Source organism: Actinomadura sp. CNU-125 (assembly GCF_001942465.1).
Taxonomy (GTDB): Bacteria; Actinomycetota; Actinomycetes; order Streptosporangiales; family Streptosporangiaceae; genus Spirillospora.
In genome coordinates this window covers 29,483-44,196 of record NZ_MKJY01000510.1, presented here as the reverse complement: position 1 = coordinate 44,196, position 14,714 = coordinate 29,483, and the positions used below count along the sequence as shown (strand labels likewise).

The window sequence follows — 14,714 nt, the reverse complement described above, 5'->3', positions numbered from 1 at the left end:
ATTCGGGCGGGGCGGGCGGCGCGTCGCCGCGGCACGCCCCGCGGGTCATCTCGCCGCTCGTCCGCAGGATCGCCGCGAGCACGGGATCGACATCGCGGGCGTCCGCCCGTCCGGGCCGCGCGGCGTGATCCTGCGCCGCGACGTCGACCGCGCCATGCGCCGCGAACCCGCCCGCGGCCGCCCCCTCGGGCGGGTTCGCGGCGGAACGGATCCCGCTGCGGGGAATGCGCCGCGCGATCGCCGACAACACCGCCCGCAGCCGCCGCGAAATCCCCGACGCCACGACATGGGTGGACGCCGACGCCACCGGGCTGCTCGCGGTGCGGGACGCGCTGCGGACGGCGCGGCCCGACCTCGGCATCGGCCTGCTGGCGCTGCTGGCCCGCGTCTGCCTGGACGGCCTGCGGCGGTTCCCCGAGCTGAACGCGTCCGTCGACGTCGAGCGCGGCGAGATCGTCCGGCACGGGCACGTCCACCTCGGCTTCGCCGCGCAGACCGACCGGGGACTCGTCGTGCCGGTCGTCCGGGACGCGCACCTGCTGACGACCGCGCGGCTCGCGGCCGAACTGGCCCGGCTCACCGGCCTCGCGCGGGCCGGGAAGCTGCCGCCCGCGGACCTGACCGGCGGCACGTTCACGCTCAACAACTACGGTGTGTTCGGCGTGGACGGCTCCACGCCGATCATCAACCATCCCGAGGCCGCGCTGCTGGGCGTCGGCCGCGTCACCGGCCGTCCCTGGGTGGTCGACGGCGCGGTCGTGCCGCGCGAGGTGACGCAGCTTTCCCTCACCTTCGACCACCGGGTCTGCGACGGCGCCGCCGCCGGGGGCTTCCTGCGGCACGTGGCCGATCTGGTCGAGAACCCCGCGGTCCTTCTCGCCGACGTGTGAACCGAACGGCCCCCCGATCGCATCGTCCTTTCGTAGAATGATCATGCGATCGGGGGGGACGATGCGGTTCATGCTGGACTATTCGCGGGCACTCGCCCGCGCGCTCCGGGACGCCTCCCGGAAGGAACGCCGCACCCTCTCGATGCGGCGCGAAGAGCGGCGCGCGCCCGCCGGAGAACACCGCGAGACACCACGGCACGAGGCGTCCGGAGAACCGGACGGTCCGCGGCGCGGAGCCCCCGCGGCACGAAGCCGGAACCGATGAAGGTCACGTAGTCGCGGCGGGCGACGGCGCCGCCGGCACGGACGGGTTCCGGTAGCCTCCGGTGCCGCTCCGCGGCGAACCCCGGACGACGCGGCGACGCGCGCTCTCGCCCGACGGTGCCGGAGACGGGTTCCCCGATGCCGAACGCCCGGCCGAACGCCCGGCCGTACGCCGGTCCCGGTCGACGGCGCGGCGCGGCGAAGCCGTGCTCCACCGATGCGGTTTTCCTGGTCGGCCTGCTTGCCGACCGGCAGGTCCTTGGTCCAGCGGAAGCGGACCCGGCCGCCGCAGCGGGATCCGTGCGCCGACGCACCCCCTTGGCCCCTCGCACAACATCCGCATCCGCTCTTGACAGTACGCCTCTGGCCAGAGTGTACTGTCGCTCTCTGAGTTGAAAATCACACCCCTCGTAATCCGTAAACGTCTCTGTGCCGATTCGAGAATGTCGATCTCAATTTAGGAGCGACTACTTCTCATGGTGACGACACGCCTCCGCTCGCGCCCGAGTCTGCGCTTCGGCTGGCTGGAACAGACCGGGGTGCTGCTCGCCATCTCGCTCGAAGGCTTCCGGAAGACGTGGGACGTGCGTCGCTGGGGAGCCGAGTACATCGAGCAGTGCTGGTTCATCGCCCGCGTCACGACCCTCCCGGTGATGCTGATCGCGCTGCCGCTCGGCGGCACGATCGCGCTGCAGGTGGGGCAGATCATCCGGCAGATCGGCGCGGAGTCGGGCACCGGCGCGACGGTCGTGCAGGCCCTGGTGACGCAGGTCGCCCCGATGGCGGCGGCGCTGCTGATCTCGGGGGCGGCGGGGTCGGCCATCACCTCCGACATCGGCTCCCGGCGGATCCGCGACGAGCTGGACGCCATGGAGGTCCTCGGCATCAACCCCGTGCACCGGCTGGTGACGCCGCGGCTGTGGGCGGCCAGCACGGTCGGCATCATGCTCTGCTCGCTGATCATCGTGGCGGGCGTCGCCGGCGGGTTCTTCTTCAACGTCGTCCAGGGCGGCGTGACGCCCGGCTCGTACTTCGGCGAGGCGACGTCGCTGCTTCAGCTCTCCGACCTGCTGATCACCCTGTTCAAAGCGTGGGTGTTCGGCTTCATCGCCGCCTCGGTCGCCTGCTGGAAGGGCATGACCTGCGGCTACGGCGCCAGCGGTGTCGGACGGGCGGTCAACCGCGCGGCCGTCATCGCGGCGATGCTCGTGTTCGCGGCCAACTACGTGATCTCCACCCTGGCGTACAGCCTCTTCCCGCCGAGGATCTGATGACCACCATCGTCCCGCACCGCGCCGCGGTCGTCCTGCGCCGCGCCAGACCGCGGCAGAATCCCGAGTTCGCCGAGTTCGTCGTCTTCTGCGGCCGGGTGCTGCACCACCTGGTCGTGGACATCGCCCGCGGACGGCATCTGAAGACGGTCATACGTCAGGTCAGCGACATCAGCGCCGGTGTCGGCGCGGTCGTCATCGGCCTCGGCATGATCGTCGTCATCTTCTTCATGTCGTTCTTCACCGGGACGACGGTCGGCCTGCAGGCCATCCCGGGGCTGCAGCGGGTGGGCGTCGAGTCCCTCGCGGGGATCATCGCGAGCTACGCGAACGTGCGCGAGGTGACCCCGATCATCGCGGGGGTGGCGCTGATCTTCCAGCTCGGCGGCTCGTTCACCGCCGAACTCGGGGCGATGCGCATCTCCGAGGAGATCGACGCCCTGGAGGTCATGGGGATCAACTCGCTGGCGTACCTGGTGTGCACCCGGCTCGCGGCGGCGCTGCTCACGCTCGTGCCCCTGTACCTGCTGGCGCTGTTCGCCAGCTTCTTCGCGACCCGGCTGATCTCCATCTACTTCTTCGGCATCTCGCCGGGGATCTACGACTACTACTTCCACCTGTATCTGCCGCCGATAGACGTGCTCTACAGCGTCATCAAGGTGGTCGTGTTCACGGTGATCATCGTGCTCGTGCACTGCTACCGCGGCTACAACGCCAGCGGCGGCCCGGTCGGCGTGGGGCTGGCCACCGGGCAGGCCATCCGCGAGTCCATGGTGACGATCATCATGGCCAACCTGCTGCTGTCCTACATCTTCTGGGGCGACGGCGGAACAGTGAGCCTGACGGGATGAGGACCGTTGATCTGACACCGCGCTCCCGGATCCGCTTCGGGGCGACCGGGGCGGCCGTCCTGGCCGTCTGCCTCGTGGTGTCCTTCCTGTCCGCGCGCCAGACCCATCCGGGATCGATCCATCTGCGCGCCGCGTTCGGCCGGGCGGGCGAGGGCCTCACCACCCATTCGGACGTCCGGGTGCGCGGCGTCACGGTCGGCCAGGTGTCGGGGGTGCGCCTCACCGGCGACGGCCGCGCGATGGTCACGCTGCGGATCGACCCCGGGGTCGAGGTCCCCGCCGCCGCGGAGGTCGCGATCGTCCCGCTGTCGGCGTTCGGCCCGAAGTACGTCGACCTGCGGCTGGGGGCGAACGAGGGCGAGGGGCCGTTCCTCGACGACGGCGGGACGATCGCGCGGACGAAGGACCCGCAGGAGCTCACCGACGTCGCCGGGCCCGCGGTGGACCTCCTGGCGGCGCTCGGCCCGCGGGACGTCGCCACGATCATGGGGGCGCTGCACGGCGGCCTCGACGGCCGGGGCGAGGCGCTCGGCGGCCTGATCGACGACTCCGCGAAGCTGCTCGACGTGACGGCCGGGCGGACCGGCGAGATCGGCCGCATCGCCCGCGACGGCGGGGCGCTCGCCGCGACGGCCAACGCGCACGGCGACGAGATCGGCGCCATCGCCGACGACCTGAACGTGATCCTGCCGTCGGTCACCGGCGACCCGAAGGAGTTCGACCGGCTGCTCACCGGCCTCGACGAGTCGGCGCGCACCCTGGACGGGATCCTGGAGTCGAACCCGGCGGCGCCCGGCCGGATCATCGCGTCGGTGGACCCGGCGGTGGCCGCGATGTACCGCCACCGCGGGTCGTTCCCGGACCTGATCAGCAGCAGCGGCTCCGTCCTGACGCAACTGGCCGGCATCGCCAACATCCCGGGCCCGCACGGCACCCTGCTGTCGCGGGTGACCGTCCACGTCGAATCGAGCACCGTGCTCTGCGAGTCGCTGCCGGGGCTCTGCGGCCCGGTCGAGCCCGCGGTCCCCGAGGACCCGTACAAGGTCGGGGGAGGCAACTGATGGCCGGGCGGCGCAAGTCGCGCCTGGACGGGCGCGCGGCGCGCAGGTTCCTGGCGTTCGGCATCGTCACGACCCTGCTGACCGTCTATCTGGGAGTCCGGATCGCCGGGACGACCTTCGGTTCGGGGCTGGAACTTCGGGCGACCTTCGACGACGTCAGCGGCCTGCGGGAGGGCGACCCGGTCAAGGTCGCCGGTACCGAGGTCGGTCAGGTGACGTCGGTGGAGGTGGACAAGGGCCGGGCCGTCGTCGGCCTGAAGGTCCGCGACTCGCTGCGCCTCCCGGACGACTCGTCGGCGGTCGTCCGCTGGCGCGATCTCATCGGCAACCGGGAGGTGTACCTGGAGGCCGGGGCCAGCCCGAAGATGCTGGAGGACGGCCGGACGCTGACCCGCACGCGGTCGGCGGCGGACCTCGGCGCGCTCGTCAACGACCTGGCCCCGCTGCTCGGCGGTATCGACCCGGGCGAGGTCAACAAGATCCTCCAGTCGTTCGCGGTCGCACTGGACGGCAACCAGGACGAGATACATCAGATGACCACCAACCTGGCGTCGCTCCTCAAGATGCTCAGTGCGCGGACCGGCACCATCGAGCAGATGCTCGCCGACTACCGGACGGTCACCGACGCGCTGGCCGCCCGCGACCGGCAGATCGCCCAGACCGTCGACAACCTGTCCGACCTCACCCGGGCCTTCGCGCAGAACCGCGCCGCGATCGGCGACGCGGCCGTCCGGCTGGAGGGCCTCACCAAGGGGCTCGACGACGTGCTCGGTGACGCCGCACCGCAGGTCGGGCGGCTGGTGGACGGCGCGTCCGAGCTGATGGAGGTCGCGCACAGCCGGATGAAGGACATCGACAAGATGATCAAGAGCCTGCCATCGGCGCTGCAGGCGCTCCTCACGCTCATGGACGGCGGCAAGTTCCTCCGCGGCAACGCCCTGTGCATGAACATCGTCTACGCCGAGACCTGCCCGTTCCCGATGCAGCTGCCGCCCCCGCCCGCCTCCGGGACGGGCCAGAGCCCGGCGGTGAGCCCCGAGGAGTCGAAGCTCACGCCCGAACAGCAGCGGGTCCTGCGGGCGATGATGCAGATCCTCTTCCTCGGCGATCAGGGCACGGGCCAGAACGGCGGGCAGGCGGGAGGCCGGGGATGAGCCGCTGGAAGGACTTCTTCTCCCGCTCGTTCCGGGACCGCGACCCCGTGGCGATCGCGGTTGTGACGATCCCGGCCGTGGCCGCCGTGGTACTCGCGACCTACGCCTACGGGACGCTGGGCATCCTGCGGGGCGGCTACACGGTCAGCGGCGTGTTCGCCGGCACCGGGGGCATCCGGGAGGGCGCCGAGGTGCGGCTGGCCGGGGTGAAGGTCGGCGAGATCACCGACATCTCCCCCGATTTCAGCCAGGGCAACGTCGTGATCTCCTGGAGCGTCGACGCCGGGGTCGAGCTGGGCCCGCGGATGCACGCCGACATCCGGCTGTCCAATCTGCTCGGCGGCCATTTCCTCCGGCTGTCGGGACCGGTCGTCGAGCCGTACCTGGAATCCCGGCCGGACAGCGGCCGGCGGATCCCGGCGGAACGCACGAGCGTCCCGTACTCGCTGAGCAATGCGCTGGGTTCCGCGTCCGACATGGCGGCCAAGCTGGACGCCCAGTCGATCGACAGGCTGCTGACGGAGGCGGCGAAGGTCAAGCTGCCGGACCAGAAGCAGATGGGGCGGATGCTCGCCGACCTGCGGAAGGTCAGCGCCGGGCTGAACGACGCCTGGCCGGACGCACCGCGCTCATCGAGGGCGGCGAGAAGCTCACCGGCACCCTCGCGAAGAAGGACAAGGAGCTGGCGCAACTGCTGGAGTACGGCGAGAGCCTGCTGGACGAGCTGGCGCAGCGCCGGGACGAGCTGGCGACGGTGCTCGGCAGCGGCAGCAGAGTCGTCAAGAGCCTCGACGACGCCTCACGAAACATCGCGAACAGCTGGAGACGGTGCTCGACGACTTCCATCTCACCATGAAGACGCTGACCGGCGAGAACCTTCCGTCGCTGAACACCGCCTTCGCCTGGTTCGGCCCGGCCTTCTACGGCATGAGCACCAGCGGCAGCCGGGAGGGCCGGTGGATGGAGGGCGGGTTCGTCGGCTTCGGCCCGGTCCAGCCCGGCGTCGTCGGCCCCCAGCCGAACTTCAACCCGCCGAACTACCCCCTCGTGCCGACGGGACAGGTCGAAGAATGACGAGCCACACGACAGGGACGATGGGCCGGCCGCGATCGGCGACGGCGCTCGCGACGGCCGCGCTGGTGCTGGCCCTCAGCTCCTGCAGCGTGCTGACCGGCCCGTTCTCCTCCTCGGGGAGCTACCGCGTCACCGCCTACTTCGTCCGCGCGGTGTCCTTCTATCCCGGCTCCCAGGTGCAGGTGATGGGCATCGACGTCGGCACGGTCGAGTCCGTCACGCCCGTGAACGGCAAGGTCCGCGTCGTCGCGGAGATCGACGAGAACGTGCCGCTGCCCGCGACGGCGAACGCGGCGATCGTCCCGCTGAGCCTGATCGGCGAGCGGACGCTGACGTTCGCCCCGGCGTGGCGTCCCGGCCTGCCGAGGCTCGCCGACGGTGCCGTCCTGCGGACCGACCGGACGCAGGTGCCGGTCGAGGTCAACGAGGCCCTCCAGTCGTTCGGCAGGCTCATCGACAGCTTCGACCCGGCGAAGGCCGACGCCGCGCTCGGCACCGCCGCCGGCAGCCTCGACGGCAACGGCGCCGCGTTCAACCAGGCTTTCCAGGAGGCCGGGCAGCTCATGAACAACCTCGCCGGGCAGGACGAGCGGCTCCTGGAGATCGCCCGCAACCTGAACCGGCTCGCCGGGGTCGTCAAGGGCCGGGAGAAGACGCTCGGCGAGCTGGTCGACCACTTCTCGCAGGCGTCCACGATGCTGGCTAGCGAGCGGCAGAGCATCCGCACGCTGGTGCAGGAGATCGCCGATCTCGTCGAACGCGGCGAGGAGCTCATCGACGAGTACCGCAACACGCTGCCGGGCGACCTGGCGAAACTCGCGCAGGTGTCGCTGATGATCCAGGGGAACGCCGACCGGCTCGGCCAGCTGCTGCAGGCGCTGCCCGGCATCGGCTTCCAGTTCGTCAACGCCTACAACCCGGAGAAGCGGTCGATCACGCTCCGGGTCACCCTCGACAACTTCCTGCGGTCCTACGTGGCCGCGATCATGCGCGAGCCCACGATCAACGAGAACGTGCCGTGCCCCCTCCCGCCCCCCTACTCCAACTGCCAGTAGGAGCCGCCGTGAGATTCCTCCTTGTCGCCGGGGTCCTCGTGCTGACCGGCAGCCTGTCCGGGTGCTCCCTGCAGACGCTGTCCGCGACCGCGGGCCCGCTCACCCTCACCGCCGAGTTCACCGACGTGCAGAACCTCGTCTCCGGCCACAGCGTGAAGATCGCGGACGTCGAGGTCGGCTCGATCTCCGGCGTCACCCTGGTGGGCGGCGGGACCGCGGGGTACCGCGCCCGCGTCACCATGTCGATCAAGGACGGGGTCGAGATCCCCACCGGGACGACCGCCAAGGTCACGGTGACGTCGCTGCTGGGCGAGAACTACGTGCAGCTCAAGCCGCCGCAGGGCAGGCCGCTGAACCAGGGCCCGTTCCTGGAGGACAACGCGAAGGTCGCCTCGGCGGGGACGAGTCCCGGCTTCGAGGACATCGTCGGCGGCGCCGCCCCGCTGGTCGGGGCGCTGGCCGCGGGCGACGCGCCGGGGCTCGTCCACACCGCCGCCACCGCCCTGTCCGGGCGCGGCCCGAAGATGAACGCGATGATCGGCGACGCCGCGCAACTGGTGGCGACCTTCGAGAAGCATCGCGGGGAGCTCGCCCGGGCCGTCGACGACCTGGCCGGGCTGGGCGAGAAGCTGGCCGCGCACGAGGAGTCGCTGGGCCGGCTGCCGGGCCGGCTCGCCGAGACCACGCAGGTGCTCTCCGACGACCGCGAGAAGATCCTTACCGCGGTGCGGTCGCTGTCGGACATGGCGAAGACCGTGAACGACACGGTGCTGATCGGGTACACCGACGAGCTGCGGAGCATCGTGGAGCGGCTCGGCCCGTCCATGCAGGTGCTGGCCGACGACCGGACGAAACTCGGCACCCTGATCACGCGCCTGCAGGAGTTCGTCAGCCGGATGCCGCGGCAGGTGTACAACGGGCAGCTCCTCACCTATGCCGTGATCAACTTCGACGGCTCCGCCACCGAGGCCGGCGGCGAGTCGCCCTCGTCGCTCGCCGAACTTCGTCGACATGCTGGGGCCGAACCGATGAGGCGCCGCGTCAAGCTCGACCGCATCCAGCTCAACCTCGTGGTCTTCGTGCTCCTCGGGGTGATCCTGACGGTGTGGGCGGTGCGCAACGTGCTCGAACTCGACCCGTTCTCGCGCCCGTACCGCATCACCGCGCAGTTCGAGCGGTCGCCGGGGCTCCAGGCGGGCTTCGACGTCACCTACCTCGGCGTCGCGGTCGGGGAGATCGGCTCCGTCCGGCTGGAGCAGAGCAAGGTGGTGGTCGACCTCGTCATCGACAAGGGCGAGCACGTCCCGCGGGGTGCGACCGCCGCCGCCGGGCTCAAGTCCGCGATCGGCGAACCGTACGTGGACCTCTCACCGGGGCAGGGACGGCTGGACGCGCCGCCGATGCGTCCCGGCGAGGTCATACCGCTGTCCCGGACGAGCGTGTCCCGGACGTACGGCGACCTGTTCGACGCCGTGACCGACGCCGTCAACGGGCTCGACCCGAAGAACCTGCGGGTCCTCACGCGGGAACTGGCGGACGGGCTGGAGGGCCGCGGCGGCACGCTCGGCGTCACCGTCGACGGTGCGTCGCGGCTCGCCGACACGTTCGCGAAGGACACGCGCGTCCTGGACGAGCTGATCGGCAACCTGAGCATGCTGACCGGCACCCTCGCGGGCAAGCGCGGCGAACTCGGGACGGGCGTCGCCGCGACCGCCGGGGTCACCTCGTCGCTCGCCGACCTCGAGAAGGACCTCGCCCGGATCCGGGACGGCTCCCCCGACCTGGTGGCGAAGTTCGCGCGGCTGCTGCGCGACTCCGAGACGGCCGCGAAGTGCACGCTCGGCTCGCTCGGCGGGGCGCTGCCGGTGCTGCTGTCCGACGGCAACGTCGCCGCGCTCGACGAGGGGCTGGCCTGGTCGCCGCAGCTCGCGAAGGCCATGCGCGGCGCGGTCACGTTCGTCAACGGCGAGCCGAACCTCAACATCAACTTCGCGATCACGCCGGGCCCGGTCGAGGGCGCCGTCGAGTACCGCAACCTCGCGCCGCTGCCCGACATCCGGCGCATCCCCACGTGCGCGGGGATCGAGCTGCCCGAGCGGCAGAAACCGCCGAAGCCCGGCGCCACGGCGGCGGCGACGCCGCGGGCGGGCGGCGATCCGGCCACGGTCGCGCAGGACTCGGTGCCGGTGCGCGACAGCGCCGGGCACGACCGCGACGACGGCACGCCGTGGCTCGTCTACCTGCCGCCCGTCGCGGCGGGGCTGATCCTGCTGCGCGTCTTCATGAGCATGCTCGGGGCGACCTGGCGTCCGACCTGGAGGAGGAGGAACCGATGAAGGCCGACATTTCCGCGAAGCCCGAGGCCGGCGGGGACGGGGACGCCCCGGCCGTCTACGAGTACGGCCTGACGTTCGTGGCCGGGAAGGGCGGCGGGAGCAACGGCTCCGCGCGCCGCAGGCCGCCGAAGGTCCCGGCCGCCGTCCTCGCCGCGTCCTTCGGCAAGGCCGAGGGCGAGCCCGAAGACAAGGCCGGAGCCGCGCCCGAGGAGGTGGGCGAGGACGAGAGCGCGGGCACGGAAGAACGCGAGGACGCGGGCAAGGGCGCGGGCGGGAAGCGTGGTCTCCGGCGGCGGCGGGTCCGGTTCGGGCCGCGGACCCGGGTCGCGCTGCGGGTCGTCCCGACGGTCGCGCTGGTCGCGGTGACCGCGGGGCTCGCCGTCGTCTGGCAGGACCGGAACGACCTCGCCGGCGAGGCCGACACGCGCCGGGAGCTGGTCGGCGCGGCGAGCAAGGTCGCGGGCACCTTCTTCAACTGGGACTATCGGCGCATGGACGAGTCCTTCAAGGCGAAGTACCCGCTGCTCACCGAGAAGGCCGCCGACTCGATCCGGCCCACCGCCGAAACCCTCACCACGTACTTCACGAAGAACAAGGTCAGCTCCCAGGCGCACATCAACGACATCTACCCCGGCGAGATCAAGGACGGGGCCGCCAACGTGCTGGTCGTCATCAACACGAAGGTGACCACGGTCGAGTCCGTCCAGAGCAACACCGGGGCCACCGTCGCGCTCAGCATGGAGCGCACCGCGGGCAGGTGGCTGGCGGGCAACATCACGCTGCTCAGCCCGGGGGCGGAGTCGGTCACCGACGAGAACGGCAAGCCGCTGTCCGGCGCGGACGGCGAGGACGCGGAGGGCTCGGAAGGCGCGAAGGGTTCGGGCGGCTCGGGGCTGCCGGGCGCGGGCGGGCTGCCCGGCACGGCGGCGCTCCCTAGCCCACCGGCCCCGGGGCGCGGGCCACCGGCGGCCGGGCACGCCCGCCCGCCGTGTAGCGTTCCAACGGATCCGACCGAACCGATCCCTTAAGGGGGAGCTCATTCATGCGCACGCACGGCTGGCGGGGCGACCCTCCTCGTGACGACGACGAGGCCCGGCGGCGGATCATCGGGGCGATGATCCGGTGCGTGGACCGGCTCGGCGCGCGCAAGGTCGGCTTCACGCAGGTCGCCGAGGACCTCGGCGTCACGCGCGCGACCGTGTACCGGTACTACCGCAACCTCGACGAGCTGATGGAGGCCGCGGGCCTGGCCGCCGCGGGCGAGTTCGAGGCGCGGATGGCCGCGGAGGTCGACTCGCTGACCGTCCCGGCCGAGATCATCGTCGAGGTGCTCGCCCGCGCCGTGGAGCAGCTGCCCCGCGAACCGTACGTCGGGATGCAGCTGACCACGGGGCACACGATCGGCCTCGCGTCCGCCATCCTCTCCGATGTCGCGCTGACCGAGATGAAGTCCTTCCTCACCCGGTTGAAGATCGACTGGCCCGCGCTCGGCTACGACGACACCGAGCTGGAAAGCCTCGCCGAGTTCTTCATGCGCATGCTGCTGTCCTTTCTCGCCGTGCCCGAGGCCACCCGCGCCGATCCGCGTCCGTTCCTGCGCCGCTGGCTCGTCCCGGGCCTCATGTCCGGGCCCCTCGCCGCCGCGGCCCAGGAGACGTCCCGGGCGTCCTGACCTTCTGGACGACTCGCTCTTCGAGGGGCGGGCCCGCTTCGCGGACCCGCCCCGGCGCGCGGCGCGGAAGTTGCGTGCCGGGGCGGGAACTCGGCGGCCCGCGATCAGCCGATGATCAATGGCAGGGTCTCCCAGCCCCGCACTGTCGAGGTCTGCGCCAGCTCGGCGCCGTCCCAGTCCACCTCCCACCGGGGGAAGCGGCGCAGGATCTCCTCCAGCGCCACCCGTCCCTCCAGCCGGGCGAGCGCGGCGCCGAGGCAGTAGTGGACGCCGAGGCCGAAGGTCAGCTGCTGGCCGACCTGGCGGCGGACGTCGAACCGGTCGGGGTCGGGGTAGCGGTTCTCGTCGCGGTTGGCGGCGCCGACGATGAACATCATCGCGCTGCCCTCCGGGATCGTCCGGCCGTGGTACTCGACGTCCTGCGTGACGTACCGGGCGATGAACGGGCCGGGCGGCTCGTAGCGCAGCACCTCCTCGATCGCGCCGGGGATCAGCGCCGGGTCGTCCACGAGCGCCTGCCGCTGGTCGGGGTTCTGCGCGAGCACCGAGCCGAGCCAGCCGATGAGCCGCCCGGTGGTCTCGTTGCCCGCCCCGGCGACGACGGTGGTGTAGACGATGGCCTCGTCGTGGGTGAGCGTGCGGGTCTTGCCGTCCTCGTCCTCGAACTCCGTGGTCAGCAGACGGGTCATGAGGTCGTCCGACGGGTTCTTCGCGCGCATTCGATGTACTCGCGGAAGAGGTCGCCGCTCATGATCGCCTGGTTCTGGACGTCCATCTGGCCGCCGGCCTCGGTGCGCAGGCTCTCGTCGGCGGAGTCGCGGATGGCCTCCTGGTCCGCCTCCGGAATGCCCAGCAGCATCCCGATCACCCGCATCGGCAGTTCGGCGCTGACCTCGCGGATCAGGTCGAAGTCGCCGGTGCCGACGAGCGGGTCGAGGGTGCGGACGCAGTAGTCGCGCACCTGCGGTTCCAGTTCGGCGATCCGGCGGGGGGTGAAGACCCGGACGAGCAGCCGCCGGTGCACGTCGTGGATCTCGGGGTCCTCGAAGATGAGCGTCCCGGGGGGCAACTCGATGCCGGACTTGACCATCTCCAGGATCCCGCCGCGCGCCGAGGAGAACGTCCGCCAGTCGGGCAGGCCGCGCTCGATGTCGGCGTACCGGCTCACCGCGTAGAAGTCGTGCTTCTCGTTGTAGTACAGCGGCGCCTCGTCCCGGAGCCGCTTGTAGGTCGGGTAGGGGTCGCGGGCGAACCGCGTGTCGTAGGGGTCCCAGTAGAGCGGCTCGTCGGTTGGCACGTGCTCTCCTCGCATGTCGGTGAAAGCTGTTTCCGAGCCGGGCTACTTGAGCATCGACCCCGCGTCGATCGGCAGCGGGACGCCCGTGATGTAGCGGCTGTCGTCGGAGACCAGGAAGAGGATCGCGTTGCTGATGTCCTCGGGCTCCACCCACGGGACGGGAAGCGCGTTCATCATCTGCGAGATCGGCGCCATGTCCTCCTGGGTCGGGTTCTCCAGATCCGGGCGGAACATCCGGTACGTCATGTCGTTCATGAGCATCGGCGTGTTCACCTGCGTGGGGTGCACCGAGTTGACCCGGATGCTGTACTGCGCGAGTTCCACCGCCATGGAGCGCATCAGGCCGACGACGCCGTGCTTGGACGCGACGTAGTTGGCGATGTTCGGGTGGGCCTTCAGGCCGCCGACGGAGCTGGTCAGGACGATCGCGCCGCCGCGGCCGCCGTCGATGATGTGCTGGATCGCGGCCTTGCCGGTGTGCCAGACGCCGGTCAGGTTCACGCCGATCGAGTCGTGCCAGAGCTTCTCGTCCATCTTGTGGATCTCGTCGCCGCTGGCGGCGAGGCCCGCGTTGGCGACGATGATGTCGAGCCGGCCGAGCCGCCCGACGCCGTCGTCGACGGCCGCCTTCAGCGCGTCGAGGTCGCGCACGTCCGCCTGGGCGGCGACGATCTTGCGGCCGGTCGCCTCGACCAGGGCGACGGTCTCCTCCAGGTCCTCGGGGGTGGACATGGGGATGGGGACGGTGTCGATCTGCTTGCAGACGTCGACGGCGATGATGTCGGCGCCCTCCTGCGCGAGCCGCACCGCGTGGCTGCGTCCCTGGCCGCGCGCGGCGCCGGTGATGAAGGCCACCTTGCCTTCGAGTCGTCCGGGCATCGGGTCCTCTTCTCTCTCGGGAGGTGGGGGGTCGAGGTTCAGCGGGCTTTTTCGGTGGCGGGCGCACCGTCGGCGGCCGGGGCTCGGTCGGCCGTCCGCGCCGCCGCCCGGACGGCCTTGAGGATGCCCTGGTAGCCGGTGCAGCGGCACAGGTTGCCCGACAGGCCCTCGCGGATCTGCTCGTCGGTCGGGTCGGGGTTGTCGCGCAGCAGCGCGGTGACCGAGACGACGAATCCCGGCGTGCAGAATCCGCACTGCAGCCCGTGGTTGTCGCGGAACGCCGCCTGGACGGGCGACAGCTCGCCGTCGGGCGCGGCGAGGCCCTCGACGGTGGTGACCTCCGCGTCGTCGGCCTGCACGGCGAACACCAGGCAGGCGCGCACCGCCTCGCCGTCCAGCAGGACCGTGCAGGCACCGCAGACCCCGTGCTCGCAGCCCAGGTGCGTGCCGGTCAGCCCGCAGCGTTCCCGCAGGTAGTCGGCCAGGGTGAGGCGGGGCGGAACGGTCGCGCGGCGGGTCACGCCGTTGACCCGCATCCGGATGTCGGCGTCAGGCATGGGCGGCCTCCTGGACGGCTCGTCGCCAGCGCGCGTCACCACGACGGCCCCGACGTTCCTGCGGTGATCGGCGGACGCGTGCAGGTCGGCCGGGACCGTGTCCGGCTCGGCGGCGGCGGTGCGCCCGACGTCGTCGGCGTCGATGTCGGCGGCGGCGGTTCCGGTGACGGCGGCCTCCGCCGCGGCGGCGCGCAGCGGTGTCGAGCCGAGCCCGAACAGGCCGATGCCGCAGCGGCGGACCACACCGGCGTCGTCGAGTTCGACGGCGACGGCGGCGCCCGCGATCGCGAAGTCCCCGCCGCGGCGGCGCGAACTCCTCGACGGCGAACCCGCCGCGTCCGTCCCGGACGGGG

Annotated in this window: 13 protein-coding genes and 1 pseudogene; 9 read left to right on the top strand and 5 right to left on the bottom strand. The window is 71.5% G+C overall.

The window, feature by feature from the left end; translation table 11 throughout:
* Nucleotides 1–209: 209 nt before the first annotated feature.
* From BJF79_RS39270 to BJF79_RS39220, 9 genes are all read left to right on the top strand, one after another.
* Nucleotides 210–890 carry a dihydrolipoamide acetyltransferase family protein gene (locus BJF79_RS39270; protein ID WP_262403236.1) on the top strand — a complete coding sequence of 227 codons (681 nt, stop codon included), beginning with the start codon at nt 210–212 and terminating at the stop codon, nt 888–890.
* 740 nt (nt 891–1,630) lie between these two features.
* Nucleotides 1,631–2,425, top strand: a complete 795-nt coding sequence (locus tag BJF79_RS39260) for an MlaE family ABC transporter permease (protein WP_075905025.1) — start codon at nt 1,631–1,633, stop codon at nt 2,423–2,425.
* Nucleotides 2,425–3,276 carry an ABC transporter permease gene (locus BJF79_RS39255; RefSeq protein ID WP_083734574.1) on the top strand — a complete coding sequence of 284 codons (852 nt, stop codon included), beginning with the start codon at nt 2,425–2,427 and terminating at the stop codon, nt 3,274–3,276. Before BJF79_RS39260 ends, BJF79_RS39255 begins: the two co-directional genes overlap by 1 nt.
* Nucleotides 3,273–4,337, top strand: coding sequence for an MlaD family protein (locus BJF79_RS39250; RefSeq protein WP_075905023.1), 1,065 nt, complete (start codon nt 3,273–3,275; stop codon nt 4,335–4,337). The genes BJF79_RS39255 and BJF79_RS39250 overlap by 4 nt, the downstream gene beginning before the upstream one ends.
* The gene (locus tag BJF79_RS39245) at nt 4,337–5,491 is read left to right on the top strand and encodes an MCE family protein (protein ID WP_075905021.1); all 1,155 of its coding nucleotides are present in this window, start codon (nt 4,337–4,339) and stop codon (nt 5,489–5,491) included. Before BJF79_RS39250 ends, BJF79_RS39245 begins: the two co-directional genes overlap by 1 nt.
* Complete coding sequence (locus BJF79_RS52155; protein WP_083734573.1) at nt 5,488–7,620, top strand: MCE family protein; 2,133 nt, start codon at nt 5,488–5,490, stop codon at nt 7,618–7,620. Before BJF79_RS39245 ends, BJF79_RS52155 begins: the two co-directional genes overlap by 4 nt.
* A gap of 8 nt (nt 7,621–7,628) precedes the next feature.
* Nucleotides 7,629–9,956 (top strand): MCE family protein, encoded by a 2,328-nt coding sequence (locus BJF79_RS39230; RefSeq protein WP_075905020.1) that lies wholly within the window; start codon nt 7,629–7,631, stop codon nt 9,954–9,956.
* Nucleotides 9,953–10,984, top strand: a complete 1,032-nt coding sequence (locus tag BJF79_RS54545; protein WP_075905018.1) for a hypothetical protein — start codon at nt 9,953–9,955, stop codon at nt 10,982–10,984. Before BJF79_RS39230 ends, BJF79_RS54545 begins: the two co-directional genes overlap by 4 nt.
* A 14-nt stretch (nt 10,985–10,998) precedes the next feature.
* Nucleotides 10,999–11,628: a TetR/AcrR family transcriptional regulator gene (locus BJF79_RS39220; RefSeq protein ID WP_075905016.1), complete on the top strand. Its 630-nt coding sequence runs from the start codon at nt 10,999–11,001 to the stop codon at nt 11,626–11,628.
* A 104-nt stretch (nt 11,629–11,732) separates the two neighbouring features.
* On the opposite strand, the gene BJF79_RS63750 is transcribed toward BJF79_RS39220, so the two are convergent.
* The 5 genes and pseudogenes from BJF79_RS63750 to BJF79_RS67825 all read right to left on the bottom strand — a co-directional run.
* Nucleotides 11,733–12,317, bottom strand: a complete 585-nt coding sequence (locus BJF79_RS63750) for a cytochrome P450 (RefSeq protein WP_262403233.1) — start codon at nt 12,315–12,317, stop codon at nt 11,733–11,735.
* A complete protein-coding gene (locus tag BJF79_RS63745; RefSeq protein ID WP_262403232.1) occupies nt 12,314–12,925 on the bottom strand; it encodes a cytochrome P450 in 612 nt (203 codons plus the stop codon). The genes BJF79_RS63750 and BJF79_RS63745 overlap by 4 nt, the downstream gene beginning before the upstream one ends.
* A gap of 42 nt (nt 12,926–12,967) precedes the next feature.
* A complete protein-coding gene (locus tag BJF79_RS39210) occupies nt 12,968–13,804 on the bottom strand; it encodes a mycofactocin-coupled SDR family oxidoreductase (RefSeq protein ID WP_075905014.1) in 837 nt (278 codons plus the stop codon).
* Nucleotides 13,805–13,842: 38 nt separating this feature from the next.
* Entirely contained in the window at nt 13,843–14,361 is a 519-nt protein-coding gene (locus tag BJF79_RS39205) for a (2Fe-2S)-binding protein (protein WP_075905012.1), read from the bottom strand.
* Nucleotides 14,362–14,448: 87 nt separating this feature from the next.
* Nucleotides 14,449–14,646: pseudogene (locus tag BJF79_RS67825) on the bottom strand (xanthine dehydrogenase small subunit); the annotation flags it as partial.
* Nucleotides 14,647–14,714: the final 68 nt, after the last annotated feature.